12 protein-coding genes are annotated in these 14,976 nt (G+C 38.6%); 9 read left to right on the plus strand and 3 right to left on the minus strand.

The window, feature by feature from the left end:
• Positions 1 to 150: 150 nt before the first annotated feature.
• Positions 151 to 1,287: a molecular chaperone DnaJ gene (dnaJ, locus tag L0Z67_RS19860; RefSeq protein ID WP_062567898.1), complete on the plus strand. Its 1,137-nt coding sequence runs from the start codon at positions 151 to 153 to the stop codon at positions 1,285 to 1,287.
• A 454-nt stretch (positions 1,288 to 1,741) separates the two neighbouring features.
• The gene (ybaK, locus tag L0Z67_RS19865; protein ID WP_237115571.1) at positions 1,742 to 2,203 is read left to right on the plus strand and encodes a Cys-tRNA(Pro) deacylase; all 462 of its coding nucleotides are present in this window, start codon (positions 1,742 to 1,744) and stop codon (positions 2,201 to 2,203) included.
• 13 nt (positions 2,204 to 2,216) lie between these two features.
• On the opposite strand, the gene L0Z67_RS19870 is transcribed toward ybaK, so the two are convergent.
• Complete coding sequence (locus L0Z67_RS19870; protein WP_062567895.1) at positions 2,217 to 2,642, minus strand: MarR family winged helix-turn-helix transcriptional regulator; 426 nt, start codon at positions 2,640 to 2,642, stop codon at positions 2,217 to 2,219.
• A 102-nt stretch (positions 2,643 to 2,744) separates the two neighbouring features.
• Between L0Z67_RS19870 and L0Z67_RS19875 the strand changes: the two genes are divergently transcribed.
• The 5 genes from L0Z67_RS19875 to L0Z67_RS19895 all read left to right on the plus strand — a co-directional run bounded on the left by L0Z67_RS19875 (position 2,745) and on the right by L0Z67_RS19895 (position 8,318).
• Entirely contained in the window at positions 2,745 to 3,518 is a 774-nt protein-coding gene (locus L0Z67_RS19875) for a siderophore-interacting protein (protein ID WP_392353365.1), read from the plus strand.
• A 67-nt stretch (positions 3,519 to 3,585) separates the two neighbouring features.
• The gene (locus L0Z67_RS19880; RefSeq protein ID WP_237115569.1) at positions 3,586 to 4,581 is read left to right on the plus strand and encodes an LLM class flavin-dependent oxidoreductase; all 996 of its coding nucleotides are present in this window, start codon (positions 3,586 to 3,588) and stop codon (positions 4,579 to 4,581) included.
• Between the two features lie 174 nt (positions 4,582 to 4,755).
• Positions 4,756 to 5,712, plus strand: coding sequence for a patatin family protein (locus tag L0Z67_RS19885; RefSeq protein WP_237115568.1), 957 nt, complete (start codon positions 4,756 to 4,758; stop codon positions 5,710 to 5,712).
• A 119-nt stretch (positions 5,713 to 5,831) separates the two neighbouring features.
• Entirely contained in the window at positions 5,832 to 7,241 is a 1,410-nt protein-coding gene (locus tag L0Z67_RS19890) for a sodium:alanine symporter family protein (protein ID WP_237115567.1), read from the plus strand.
• Positions 7,242 to 7,268: 27 nt separating this feature from the next.
• Complete coding sequence (locus tag L0Z67_RS19895; protein WP_237115566.1) at positions 7,269 to 8,318, plus strand: patatin-like phospholipase family protein; 1,050 nt, start codon at positions 7,269 to 7,271, stop codon at positions 8,316 to 8,318.
• A gap of 376 nt (positions 8,319 to 8,694) precedes the next feature.
• Here L0Z67_RS19895 and L0Z67_RS19900 read toward each other — a convergent pair whose 3' ends face one another.
• Positions 8,695 to 9,258 (minus strand): YSC84-related protein, encoded by a 564-nt coding sequence (locus L0Z67_RS19900; RefSeq protein ID WP_237115553.1) that lies wholly within the window; start codon positions 9,256 to 9,258, stop codon positions 8,695 to 8,697.
• A gap of 138 nt (positions 9,259 to 9,396) precedes the next feature.
• On the opposite strand from L0Z67_RS19900, the gene L0Z67_RS19905 reads away from it, so the two are divergent.
• Both L0Z67_RS19905 and L0Z67_RS19910 read left to right on the plus strand, forming a co-directional pair.
• Positions 9,397 to 10,608 (plus strand): tyrosine-type recombinase/integrase, encoded by a 1,212-nt coding sequence (locus L0Z67_RS19905; RefSeq protein ID WP_237115551.1) that lies wholly within the window; start codon positions 9,397 to 9,399, stop codon positions 10,606 to 10,608.
• Positions 10,608 to 11,798, plus strand: coding sequence for a sodium:proton antiporter (locus tag L0Z67_RS19910; RefSeq protein WP_237115550.1), 1,191 nt, complete (start codon positions 10,608 to 10,610; stop codon positions 11,796 to 11,798). Before L0Z67_RS19905 ends, L0Z67_RS19910 begins: the two co-directional genes overlap by 1 nt.
• A gap of 50 nt (positions 11,799 to 11,848) precedes the next feature.
• Here the strand turns inward: L0Z67_RS19910 and L0Z67_RS19915 are convergent, their stop codons facing one another.
• Positions 11,849 to 14,893 (minus strand): FAD-binding and (Fe-S)-binding domain-containing protein, encoded by a 3,045-nt coding sequence (locus L0Z67_RS19915; RefSeq protein ID WP_392353369.1) that lies wholly within the window; start codon positions 14,891 to 14,893, stop codon positions 11,849 to 11,851.
• Between the last annotated feature and the right edge of the window lie 83 nt (positions 14,894 to 14,976).

Genomic DNA, 14,976 nt, shown 5'->3' on the forward strand with positions numbered 1-14,976 from the left:
ACTAGCTGCTTTATTGTGCTATTTAAGTTAGGATGAATCATTGAGGCGCGCCAGCGAATTCGCTTGACGCGCCTTTTGCATGTATATAGATGGTAAACTCTGTTTGCCCTCATGCAGTAAAACTGCATTAAAAAGAGTAGTGTGATACATATGTCAAAAAGCGATTATTATGAAGTTCTCGGCGTAAGCAAAGATGCAAGCGAACGAGACATCAAAAAAGCGTATAAGCGCTTAGCGATGAAATATCATCCAGACCGTACCGCGGGCGATAAAGAACTTGAATCAAAGTTCAAAGAAGTAAAAGAAGCTTACGAAGTACTGACTGATCCGCAAAAACGTCAAATGTATGATCAATACGGTCACGCCGCCTTTGATCAAAATGGCGGTGGCGGTCATGGTGGCTTTGGTGGCGGTCACGGTGACTTTGGTGATATTTTTGGCGACGTGTTTGGTGATATTTTTGGTGGCGGTGGCCGCCGTCAATCTCGCCAACAACGTGGTGCTGACCTACGTTACAACATGGACCTAAGCCTTGAAGAGGCAGTTCGTGGTAAAGATGTAGAGATTAAAGTGCCAACTTGGGTTAGCTGTAAACCATGTGATGGCAGCGGTGCAAAAGCGGGCTCTAAACCAAAAACCTGTACTACCTGTCATGGTGCTGGTCAAGTTCAAATGCGTCAAGGCTTCTTTGCTGTGCAGCAAACGTGTCCAACTTGTCAGGGCACAGGTCAGATTATTTCTGATCCATGCGACAGCTGTCATGGTCAAGGTCGCGTAGAAAAAACCAAAACTTTATCTGTTAAGATCCCTGCGGGTGTAGATACGGGCGACCGTATTCGTTTATCTGGTGAAGGTGAAGCAGGTATGCATGGTGCCCCTGCAGGTGATTTGTATGTTCAGGTCTCTGTTCGTGAACACCCAATTTTCCAACGTGATGGTAATAACCTTTATTGTGAAGTCCCTATTGGTTTCACCACCGCTGCATTAGGTGGCGAAATTGAAGTCCCCACACTGGATGGTCGAGCAAAACTTAAGATCCCTTCAGAAAGCCAAACGGGCAAAATGTTCCGTATGCGCGGTAAGGGTGTGAAATCGGTTCGCAGTGGTGCGCAAGGCGACTTGATTTGTAAAGTGGTCATTGAAACGCCTGTTAACCTAAACGATCGTCAACGTGAGTTGCTTGAAGAGCTTGAGCAAAGCATGGGGAAAGATGGTTCGAAAAACCGCCCTAAAGAGAAAGGTTTCTTTGACGGTGTGAAGAAGTTTTTTGATGATTTAACTAAATAAATTTGGTTAGTTAATAAAAAGGCGCTTACTGATAAGCGCCTTTTTTATTACTAAAAAATTAATCTAGTAGTTTAAAATATTCAATTTAGAACCACGTAGTAGTCGCTATTAGCTAAGCATCTGCAAAGTGTTACGTCGTCATCATATTGAGTTTTTTGTATTCTGCCTTTTTCAATTCCGAGTAACTGACATTTATTCTGACAATCTACAAAAGTATTCCATCGTATATATTCATTGCACACAAAGTTAATAGCGAAGAAAAAAGTTAAAAGAATGAATATTTGCTTTAACCAATACAGAGTATGTGATTTCAACATGACAATTGTCCTAAAACGATTGGTTCTATTAGTCTAGTTGATTATAAAATTCATACCCTAGTACGATTCGTTCTTTATTAAGAATTTTATGTTATGTTGAACAAAATGATTACAGAGTAACTTTTGGACTAGAATTAATGACACCAGCAATCAACTTGTTGAAGAAAAAAGGAATTAAATTTGATGTGCTTTCTTATGAGCATGAGCCAAATCAAAAGCAGTTTGGACTAGAAGCCGTTGAGAAATTAAATTTACCCGCAGCACAGGTTTTTAAAACCTTAGTTGTCGAAGACAATACTCAGAACCTATTCGTTGCCGTGGTGCCTGTGAGCCAGCAGCTTAACCTAAAAATGTTAGCTAAGTTTGCGGGAGTAAAAAAAATAGAGATGGCTGCGCAACAGGCTGTTGAAAAATCAACTGGCTACATTCTGGGTGGAGTAAGCCCGCTTGGACAAAAAAAACAACTAAAAACCTATATTCACACTAGTGCAAAAAGCTTTGAAAGCATTTATGTATCCGCAGGTAAACGTGGGTTAGAGATTGCCTTAAATCCAAAAGATCTTATGACTTTAACGCGAGGTCAATACGCAAATTTTTAAGTAATAATTTAATCTAGTTTTTAATATTGTTGATCATTGTTGTCGCTGTTGATATGAATTCAGTTATTTGTGTTTCAGTTAATCCTTCACAAAGCTTGGAATCAACCTGTTTCTCTGCAATTTGTAAGCGTGAAAACAGGGTTTTACCTTGCTCAGTAAACGACAAAATCAAGCAGCGCTTATCATTTTTGTCGGCACATTTAGACACCAATTCTAGCTTTATAAGCTCTTTTACCAAGCGTGCTATTTGCGCTTTATCACGCCCCGTTTTGGCAACAATATCGTTCGCAGTGCAGTGCTGTGTTTCAGCAATAATGTGCAAGCAGCGTACATGCAATGCGTTAAGGCCAAGCTCATTGGCATTTATTGCTTCACGTACAGTAACACGGTAACTTTGTGCCAGTGTAAATAAAGCAGAAGAAAGAGAGGTTTGTGGCATGGTCCACCTAGTTGTAATTAGTTGACAAAGTCAATTAAAAGCGTATAGTTGACTATATCAACTATTTGGGCGTTGTGCAATTTAACCAGCTAGGAGACTAACATGGCTAGAAAAGTTCGTTGTGCAAACGTATTAAGTACTACACGTATTTCCCCGCATCTACAAAGAATTGTCGTTGGCTCAGACGAGTTTGCAGATTTCCCTCAAGATGCAAAAGGTGCGTATGTAAAGGTCTTATTCCCGCATGCCGGTGAATCTAAGGTTGAACTTGATTTACACGCTGAACACCCTGCATTAATGCGCTCTTATACTATCCGCGATATTAACCCTGTGAACGGTGCCATTACTCTCGACTTTGTGGTTAACCAACATCAGGGTGTTGGAACCAACTGGGCACAAAGTGCGGTAGTAGGCGACGAGGTAGGTATTGCTGGCCCAGGGCTTAAAAAACTCACTGACTTTACGCAAACACATTACCTAATGCTGGCAGACCTAACCTCAGTAAACGCAATAAATGGCTACTTACAAGCATTACCGCAAGATGCCACTGTCGATGCCATTATTCATGTAGCTGATAAAGCAGATATCATTGAGCTTGAGCAAATTAAAGCACACACCCAACATCGTGTTGAATGGTTAGTTACAGATGAGCCAGAAACAGATCTGCTCGACCAAGTAACACGCTTATGTGTTGGTTATAACACGCAACCTATGGTGTTTATGGCATTAGAAGCAAGCTTGGTTAAGGCAATTCGCCGTTTACTGACAAGTAGTTTTGAAATTGACCGTGAACACATTGTTGCATCGGCCTATTGGAAACGTGGAATTGATGCTGATGGCCTAAAGGTGGAAAAACAGCAACAAAGCCGTGCCTAATTAGCATTTGAAAAATAGCCGTTCGCTCTCATTAACTAACTATAAAGAGTTAGATTTTGGAGAGTGAATGTCAGACCTTACCAACACGCCTTTTTCATTGCTTGAACTGAGCCCAATGAAAGAGCACGAAACAGTTTCGCAAACACTAGCTAATAGTGTTAGTTATGCACAAACAGCCGACAAACTTGGTTTTAATCGGTTTTGGATGGCAGAGCACCACAATATGCGTGGTATCGTTTGTGCTGCAACCTCAGTATTGATAGGTCACATCGCAGGAAAAACTCAGAATATTCGCGTAGGTGCGGGTGGGGTGATGTTACCTAACCACCCACCGCTGGTTGTTGCTGAGCAATTTGGTACCCTAGAAAGTTTATACCCAGGTCGCATTGATTTAGGTCTAGGCCGTGCCCCAGGTAGTGACCCAATTACCAGCCGTGCCTTACGTCGTGACGAACAACGCGCTGAGCACTTCAATGATGAAGTAACTGAACTTCAAGGTTTACTTGGCCCATATAAAGGTGATTCTCCTGTACGCGCAATTCCAGGTGAAAACACCAATGTCCCTATCTGGTTACTGGGCTCAAGCCTTTATAGTGCTGGGCTTGCAGCTAAAAAAGGGTTGCCATATGCATTTGCAGGTCATTTTGCACCGCGCTTTGTTGAAGATGCCATAGCTTTGTATCGCAGAGAGTTTCAACCATCGAAGGTGTTAGATAAGCCATACGTTATGCTTGGCTTACCGGTTGTTGCAGCTGATACTGACGAACAAGCACAGTTTTTAGCAACCACCGCAAAACAACGTATTTTAGCACTTATGCGCGGCAAACCACTTTGGCTTAAAGAACCTGTTCAAACTATGGAAGGGTTATGGACAGCACAAGAAAAAATGCAAGTTGAAAACTTTTTAGGGCTTTCAGTTGTCGGTGATCAAGCGAGTGTTAAGCATAAGCTGAGTATGATTAAACAAACGCTACAGGTTGATGAGTTTATCTTTACAAATGACCTGTATGAATTGAGTGACAGGCAACATGCGCTGGAGTTATTAGCAAGTATCATGCACTAATACGGATTGGCCAAATAGTGAATGCGTGTAATGAATTTTATGCGCATTACTTAAGTCCTAGCACTCATTTTGTAAACGGTTTTATAGATTGAATCAATTTAATTATTCCGTTTTAAGGATTGAATTTAACTTTATACAATACATTTATTAACCATTACCCTAGGAAGGTGCACCGTGAAATCTCAAAAAATTGCCGCAGTAGAACCACAAACAAAAACAGCATTAATCGCTGAGGGTGGTGGGCAACGAGGGATTTTTACCGCAGGTGTACTCGATGCGTGGTTAGAAAATAATTATGACCCATTCGATTTATTCATCGGCACATCAGCAGGCTCACAAAACTTAACAAGTTATTTAGCGCGTCAAAAAGGCTACGCAAAACGTTTGATCAGAGGGCTTTCTCGTCATAAACGTTTTTTTCAACTTGGCCGCGGGCTGTTTGGTAAAAGCATTGTCGATCTTGATTGGTATTTTGACAAAACCAAAGAAGTAAACCGTGCCTTAGATTTTAAAACAGCAACACAAAGCCTAGGTAATCGCGAGCTGTTGATCACAACGACTAATGCCGCTGACCGTAAACCCTATTACTTGAGTCCAAATGGTGAAGACATGCAATGGTTGGCCCTACTAAAAGCATCAAGCGCATTACCTTTTTTATATAAAGATGGTGTTAACTTAACTCCTTGGTTAACAACCAAAGCCGCAAATGATGCCATTATTCAAAGCTCTAATACTGATTTAGTGCATGATATGTATTTAGATGGTGGCCTAGCTGCACCTTTACCCGTGAAAGAAGCCTATAATCGTGGTGCCCGCGATATTGTGGTTATTCGTACTGTTGATGAAAACTTTCAAGTGCAATCTGAATGGGTTAATAAGCTAAAGACACTCGTTCGCGTATCAGGCTATTGCCCCAAAACATTTGATTACCTTGTTCAGCACGAACAAGCATATCAAGATGAGCTTGATTTTATTGCAAAGCCGCCAAATGATGCCCGTATCACACAAATTTTTGCAGGCGATAAACTACGCAGTAAGCTACTAGGTAGTACAGATTCAGACCTTCGTTATGATCATAAATTAGGTTTAGCAGCAGGCCGTGCATTTCTACAACAACAATTGCTAAATTAGTAGAGAGCATACTTGGTTAATTAATCTCACTGCCTACTTGAGATATCTGTAAATAAAGTTAAAGTGGTTAGCTATTCACTTTTTGTGATTTTTTATTAATAAGAACAATAAAGGCTGCCATGTTTAACACCGCTGTATCAACAATCAATGGTCTTCTTTGGGGAGAGGGCCAAATTCTTATTTATATTCTTCTGTTTGCCGGAATCTGGTTTTCGGTAAGGCTAAAAGCGATTCAGTTGGTTAAGTTTCGCCATATGTTTAGCTTATTAAAGTCGAGTAGTAATACAGACAAAAACTCAATTAGCTCATTTCAAGCTTTATGTACTGGTCTTTCAGCCCGTGTTGGAACAGGTAATCTTGCAGGGGTTGCCGTTGCTATTTCGTTAGGTGGCAGCGGTGCAATATTTTGGATGTGGGTGATTGCCATTCTTGGCATGGCTACTGGCTTTGCCGAAAGCGTACTTGGGCAAGTCTATAAAGTCAGGGATGCCAACGGCGAGTTTAGAGGCGGGCCTGCTTATTATATTCAACAAGGATTAGGCAGCAAAGCACTTGCGGTGTGTTTTGCCTTTTGCTTGTTCCTTGGTTATGGCTTTACATTCAGTGCCATGCAAACGAATACTATTACCGATGCTCTCAATTATGCATTTGAAATTCCAACTTTGTATTCAGGTATTGTGATCACAATACTGGCAGGCTCTATTATTTTAGGCGGCTTTAAAGCAATCGCCCGCTTTGCTGAACGGATTGTACCAATCATGGGCATTTTATTTGTACTCGCCGCAATCATAATTACTTTAATGAATATTGGTAAAGTGCCTGCAATGATCGAAGATATTTTACTTTCAGCCTTTGGCTTACAAGAAGCCGGTGCAGGGGCTATGGGCGCAGCAATTAAAAATGGTATTCAGCGAGGGCTCTACTCCAATGAAGCCGGAGCGGGTAGTGTGCCCCATGCATCAGGCTGTGCTTCACCAGTACCTAATCATCCGGTCACTCAAGGATACATTCAAATGCTTGGGGTGTTTTTCGATACCATTGTGCTGTGTAGTTGTACTGCGGTGATTATTTTATTAGCTGATATTGATATTAGTGGTGAAATGGAAGGAATACGCTTAACTCAATCTGCTATGACAGCACATATGGCCGCTGGTGGCATTTACTTTGTAGCAGCTGCAATTTGTTTATTTGCCTTTACTTCTGTGGTTGCAAATTATGCCTATGCAGAAAGTAACCTTCATTTATTTAAACTAGATAATAAACTCGGCCGTGGTATTTATATCTGTTTATATTTATCAATGATGATTTGGGGCGCATCGGCCACCATTAAACAAGTGTGGGATCTTGCCGACATTGCATTAGGTTTAATGACAGTGGTGAACGTTATCGCTATCATACGCTTAACGCCAACCATCTTATCTGTGACAAAAGACTACCATAGTCAACGTGATGCAGGCCAAGAACCCATTTTTGATTCTGAAAAAGTACAGGTTCAAGGTCAAACAGAGCAAGGTATTTGGCGAAAGTAATCTAAAACAACAACGAGAAAAGTAACCATGATAGATATTTACGCTGGGCCAACTGCTGCAAAAGTAATTCAAGAGCAAGGTCTGTCTGCCGATTTGTTTAATACCTTTTTAGGGCCAAGTGGCGGACCCAAATGGTTTACATTATTTGGTTTGGATAAATATCTATTTGGTGAATTTTTTAAAGACCGTAGCACGCCTTTAAACTTATTAGGATCAAGCGCTGGTGCATTTAGATCTGCCTGTTTTGCACAAAATGACCCTGTTGCTGCAATATCTCGATTAGCAAAGTCATACTCTGAAACACGATACTCATCAAATAAAGCAAAACCCGAAGAAATAACTACAAAAGCTCGTGAGTTATTACGTTATGTATTTGCTGAAGATGGTATTCATGAAATCATTCATAACCCTATTTTTAAAGCCCACTTTATAGTTGCAAAATCGAATGGTTTTACAGCATCAGAAAACAAAGTGATTCAGTTAATGGGTTTATCTAAAAGCTACTTAGTCAATAGAATGAATAGGCGTTTGTTAAGTAAGCAATACGAGCGTTATGTGTTTCAAGCGGCGGATAGTCAGTTATCGTTTTCAGATAACAATACTTTCAATACCCATACTATTGAACTCAGCGAAGATAATTTAGCCGATGCTTTACTTGCTTCGGGGTCAATCCCGTTAGTTATGCAAGGCATTAAAAATATAATAGGAACACCGCCTGGTATATATCGTGATGGTGGTATCATCGATTATCACTTTGACCTAACTATTCATAATGACGGACTTATTTTATATCCACATTTTAATAACAACCCTAAAGCAGGGTGGTTTGATAAAAGCTTAAAGCGCGGTATAACCCCGAGTAACTATGATAACGTGGTGATGATCACTCCATCAGCCGAATTTATTGATACACTACCTTATGGAAAAATCCCTGATCGTAAAGACTTTACTGAGCTTGATGCTGATACACGGATTAAATATTGGCAACAAGTGCTTGATGAAACTGAGCGACTTGCTAATACTTTTGATGAAATTTGCATGCATAAAAAGCCATTAATGATAAAAAATATTACTTAAGAGTCTCTTTTTGAAACTGCTCCTTCTTTCATATATTTCTATAGTGATAGAGTATTAATATTAGTCAAACTTAATGTTGGTTTGCATATTTATTCATTTTGGCGGGAGGGGAAACGCAGTGTCTAAATTGATCCATTTTAAAAAACCTCGTTAATCAAGTAACGTAAAACGAATGCAGTTAGTAACTAAAACGGGTAATATTAATTAGGTTTTCAGAAAACTAGTATGGTACTTGGTAACTTGATTTGTTAACTAGCGACCCGCCTTTGCGGTATCGTAGATAGCTCATAAATTACGTTATGTTAAATTGGTGAGAATAATTAAAAGTGGGAGTTAAGTTGCTAACTAGCCCACTTTTAGAAGGGTTTTTTAAAGGTTAATTTAGCTCAGAATCTACCCAGAATTTCGTGCCTTTTAATACTGCTTGTAGTGCAAGTCCATTTTCGGTTAAAGAATAAACCGTAACTTGGTCTGCAATTGCTTCCGCAACTAAAGCACCACCTTTTTCTTCATATTTAGCTGCAGCATCAGCGTTACCGCCGAATGCCCAACCGTGTTCAATAAAGCGATTTACTGCGGCTTGGTTATGAAAAACCATGACTACATTAAAGTCTTTAACGCCTAAACCTAAGCCTAAACCAGCTTCACCCATGTTCATGTAAGTTGATTTACCTGTCAGATTATTTTTAACTACACCATAGCCGCCACCAAAGCTAGCTAAAACAACATTTACATTGGCATTATCAAAAACGGCATAACCTGCAGAGTTAGCAATTTGTTGTTTTACATCAGGCTTTTGTGCGTAAAGCTCACTTAATGTATTATTTTTCATGCTTTGTACTAGAGCACGTTTCTCATCGGGAGATGCACTACCTGTAGTAGCACAACCTGTAAGGATGGTTGTAACTAAAATGAAACTTATAGTAATAAAATTTTTCATACATATTCCTCGAATATTTGTATGGCAATGGTTAGGATAAATATAGACTAATAAAAAAATATTTAAAGTCCAATACTAGACAGTATCGGACTTTGTGTTAGTCTTATAACTTGTTATTTTACAAGATATTTAATCATTATGCTCGTTGCTCTCGTCGATACACTTAAACAATTGCGCTACCAAATTGCCCATCTTGAAGATGATACTCTTGCTACAGAATATCCTGAACTTGCTCACTTTATACATCAAGTTGGATTGACTGTTGCTGAATCAAGAAAAGACTTAACTTTTCTATATCAATTTTTGTATGTGTATGGCCGAAAATCAGAAGCAACATTTAATCGCTTTCGAAATGAACTTGAACGATTCTGTTTATGGGCATGGTTGATTGCTGAAAAATCGGTTTTTGATCTAAAGCGTGACGATATTGAAGCCTATGTTGATTTTATGGTTGAACCAGATTCAGCGTGGTTATCGAACTCAGTACAATGGCGTTATAAAGATGAACAAGGTATTAGAAAACTAAATACTAATTGGCGCCCTTTCATTAATAAAGAAAATATAGCAAGCCAACAAACTTTAGCAGCTATGTTTACAGCATTAAATGTGTTTTATAAGTTTGCTATTTTAGAAGAAAAAACGTTTGCTAATTTTGTGCCGGTTGTCAAAAAGAATAGTCCTTACTTAGTTGTACAATCGCAAATTAAAATCCCCGATACACTCAGTGATATTCAATGGGAGTATGTATTTGGTGTAACGCGTGACCTATGTGATCAGCAGCCTGATTTAGAAAGAAATTTATTTACACTAGCTTGTTTGAAAGGTTTGTATTTACGTATTTCTGAGTTATCTGAAAGACCACAGTGGTCGCCGGTTATGTCACATTTTTGGCAAGATAATGATGGCTTTTGGTTTTTAAGAATTATGGGTAAAGGTAACAAATTACGTGATGTAACTTTAAGTGAAGATTTTATCACTTACCTCAAACGTTACAGATTATACCGAGGCTTACCTGCCCTCCCCCGTGTTGATGAGGCCGAACCATTAGTACACAAAATTCGTGGAAAAGGTGGCATGACTGTTCGACAAATTCGTCGGTTAGTACAGCAAAGTTTTGATTTAGCAAAACAATCATTATTAGATGATGGTTTTAAAGACGATGCGGAACAACTTGAAGCGGCAACTGCTCACTGGTTAAGGCATACAGGTGCAACTCATGATGCTCAAACAAGACCGCTTAAACACTTATCGGAAGATTTAGGTCATGCAAAAATTGCTACGACTGATCAAATTTATATTCAAACAAATATAAAAGAACGCGCAAAGTCTGGAATTAAAAGGAAAGTTTAATGGAATATACCATACTCACATTAGTTGGTTTAGCTTTGTTATTTTACTCACTGACAATTCGTCAGTTAGAACGAACAGAAATAACCGGGCCAATGTTTTTTGTGTTGGTTGGAATTGCAATGTCTTACTTTTTACCGAGTGAGTTCAAATTAGGCGAAGCAGGGCTTAGTGAAATTTTACCTTTAGTTGAATTAACTCTAAGTATTTTTTTATTTACCGATGCAGCAAAATCAAAACTGACAGTATTAAAACATAGTTATCAGTACCCTAGCCTGTTACTCTTTGTCGCTTTGCCAATGACATTACTGTTAGGTGTTGCAGGTGCGTTGTTTTTCTTTTCTGAGTTATCACTTTTTCAATCTGCTTTGATTGCTATTATTTTAACGCCGACTGATGCAGCCCTTAGTAAAGGTATTTTGGAATCTACGGCGGTACCAGAAAAAGTTCGCGAAGGGATAAATACAGAAAGTGGTTTGAACGATGGCCTTTGCGTACCCATTTTTTTAGTTTTACTTTTATTAGCTCAAAATCCAGAAAGTGCGGTAACTACCGTTGATACCCTACTCGTTTTTGCAAGAGAGTTGGGTGTTGCACTTTTTATTGCTGGTGTGTCGATAGCAGTGTTTATTCCACTTTTAAAAATTGCATTAGCACGTCATTACTTTGCAAATAATAGCAGTCCATTTTTATTGATTGGTTTAGTAATGGCTATTTTCTCTTTGACACAAAATTTTCATGGTAGTGGTTTTATTGCCGTTTTTGTAGCGGGACTATTATTTGATTACTTAGCTCCTAGAAAAATTCGTTCAACATTAGTCAACGACTCAGAACATATCGCGGAATTTGTTGCACTATTAATCTGGTGTTTATTTGGCTTTGTTTGTGGTCACTTAATTGTGAATGACATTACTTGGCCAATTGTTTTTTATGCGCTATTAAGCGTGACGATTTTTAGAATTGTGCCCGTGTTACTTTCACTTCTATTCACTAATTTAAATCTCAAAGACAAATTTACTTTTGCTTGGTTTGGTCCACGAGGTTTAGCGTCTATCGTTTTCACTTTAATGGTGATGGACACAGATATTGTGAACAAAGAGCAAATTGCTACAGTAACCTTAACAACAATTTTATTTAGTGTTTTTATTCATGGCATGAGTACCAAGCCCATTGCAAAAAGTTACCAAAAATAAAGGCGCGTTAAGCGCCTTTATTTTTTATGAATTTAATAACACTTTAATTTTTAAAGTAGCTCTGCAATTAATTGCAGTGGGTGTTTTGGTTTAAACTTTTCATAGCGTTTTACTTGGCTACGACAAGAAAACCCAGTTGCTAAAATAGTTTCAGGCTCATTATTAGAAATAATTGGTTGCCAACTCATTTCATAAAGAGCGCGTGAATTTTCTTGGTTTTGTTTTTCGTGGCCATACGTTCCTGCCATACCACAACAACCCGTACTGGTAGTGTCTAGTTGTAAATTTAGATCAGCAAAAATAGATTGCCAAACTTTAGATGCATTTGGCATGGCTGTTGTTTCAGTGCAATGACTTAACAATTTAAATGGTGAATCGTTTTTAGTGGCAAGTGAAACCTGTTTAAAGTTTTGGCTTTGAAGCCATTCATGTGCAAGTTCAACTTTAAAATCGCCACGGTCATCTTTTAAAATCGATACATATTCATCTCGGTAACACATAACCAAGGATGCATCGAGCCCAACTAGTGGTGCGTTGATTTCAGAAAGTGAATTTAAAAACTCAGCTGCATTTTTTGCTGTCGTTTTAAATTCATTTAAAAAGCCTTTTACATGCTGTGCTTTACCATTTGGTTTAAACGGTAATAGCATTGGTTTTTTGCCTAACGCTTTAATGACTTTGATAAAGCTTTCGACTAATTCGGCTTCGTAAAAACTAGTAAATGGATCTTGTACTATCAGAACATACTCGGCTTGCTCTTCTTTTGAAAGCGAATTAAGTAATTCCAAATTGAATTGCTGACTTTTTGAAATACGTTTAGAAAGTTGCGGGACGCTCAAAGTTGGCGTATCAACATAACCAATGGTATTTTTAATTAAACCTGAAACAATTTTAGTGTTTACTATTGGATTCAAAACTTTAGCAAATTTTGCCATGACAGGTGCAGTTTGCTCGATGCCTGCCACTAAGTAATCTTTTACAGGTCGTGCATAATAACTGTGATAGAAATTTAAAAACCTTGAACGAAATGTTGGCACATCCACTTTGATTGGGCATGCAGTGGTACATGCTTTACAAGCTAAACATTCGTCCATAGATTCTTTCACTTCGTGGGAGAAATCATAAACGCCCTTTTGCTTATCACGACTATGTTGATAGCGTTCCCACCAAGTGATCACTTCGCCATTGATCAATTCCTTTTCAACATTGAGCAAATCAATATTTTCTGACTCTTGAAGTCGTAGCCATTCACGCATTAAACTTGCGCGCCCTTTTGGCGAATAACGGCGGTCACCAGTAACTTTATAAGATGGGCACATTGGTGATGTTTCGTCATAGTTAAAACACAGGCCATTACCGTTACAGGTCATAGCGTTATTAAATTCTGTTTTAACATTGATAGAAATTTCTTTATCGAACCAAGCTCGTTTTTGATCGTCAACAGAAACTAGTGAGTCTTTACTTTCGAGTGGAGTACAGATTTTACCAGGGTTTACTCGGTTATTTGGATCAAAAGCCGCTTTAATTTTTCTTAATTGTGTAAATAGATGTTCGCCGAAAAATTCAGGGCCATATTCACTACGGTACCCTTTGCCATGCTCCCCCCACATTAAACCACCATATTTGGCAGTCAATTTAACGACCTCATCTGAAATATGACGAAGTAATTTTTCTTGTTCAGGGTCACACATATCAAGAGCAGGTCGAACATGTAATACGCCAGCATCAACATGGCCGAACATACCATATTGAAGATTGTGTTTATCGAGAAGTTCACGAAACTCAACAATAAAATCTGCTAAGTTTTCTGGAGGAACTGCAGTATCTTCGGCAAAAGCTAACGGTTTTTGGCTGCCTTTTACATTGCCTAAAAGACCCACAGACTTTTTACGCATTGCATAAATTTTTAAAATATCAGCTTTGTCATTAGTTAACTGATAACCAATGACACCATTCGTTTGTTTTTCAACACACTCATCAAGTAACTTACATAGAGTATCTACTTTATCCTTTATGTCTTCTGGTGAAACCGCATTAAACTCAACCATGTTGAGGCCTTGCATATCTTTGTTTTCAACATCGGTTATTAAGTCCGATACTGAGTGCCAAATAATATCTTCTCGAGCAAGGTTAAGTACTTTACTGTCGACTGTTTCTACAGAAGTCGCATTTGCTGCGACTAAGAATGGTGAATGACGAAGAGCAGAATCAAAGCTATCATATTTAATATTGATTAAAGTCTTGAACTCAGCAATGGGTGTAATGTTAAGTTTTGCTTCAGTAACTATACCTAAAGAACCTTCTGAGCCAGTAATTAATCGACTCATATCAAAGGTTTGTAAATCATCAGAAAAAATATGTTCTAAATCGTAGCCGGTAAGAAAACGGTTTAAACGCGGGAATTTTTCTAAAATAGCATCACGGTTCTCAAGGCCAATATCGATAACTGTTTTATATAACTTACCCACTGTCGTGTTTTGTTCAGCAATTACCTTAGCTTTTTCTAAAGGTATGGGAGTCGTTGACATTTCAGTGCCGTCAACAAGGTAAGTTGTAAGACCTAAAACATGATCACTGGTTTTTCCATAAACTAAAGATCCCTGACCCGATGCATCTGTATTTACCATTCCGCCAATTGTTGCTCGGTTACTAGTTGATAGATCAGGTGCAAAGAAAAAACCGTAAGGACGTAAAAAGTCATTTAATTGGTCTTTTATTACACCAGTTTGAACGCGCACCCAGTTTTCTTCTACATTGATTTCTAAGATTTCACGCATATAGCGAGATAAATCAACAACTATTCCAGGGGTTAGCGATTGTCCGTTAGTACCTGTACCACCCCCGCGTGGACCAAATGTCAGTGATAAAAACGGATCACGTGAAGCAATTTGCATAGCCAGTTGTATGTCTTTTGCTGACTTAGGGAAGATGACACCTTGTGGAACTTGTTGGTATACGCTGTTATCAGTCGATAAACTTAAACGTGTTGAAAAGCTTGCATCAGTATCACCACTAAACCCTTGATTTTTAATAGTCTCTAAGAAATTAGAGACGAGTTCTGTGGCGGCTTGTTGTTGACTTATTGTTGCTATCATGACGGTGATAAATTAAGGCATTTTACAAATTATATCATGCTAATAGCTAAGATAAATTGAAGATTTTACAGTTTGTAACACTC

This window comes from Pseudoalteromonas sp. PB2-1 (assembly GCF_045040605.1).
GTDB classification, from domain to species: Bacteria; Pseudomonadota; Gammaproteobacteria; order Enterobacterales; family Alteromonadaceae; genus Pseudoalteromonas; species Pseudoalteromonas arabiensis.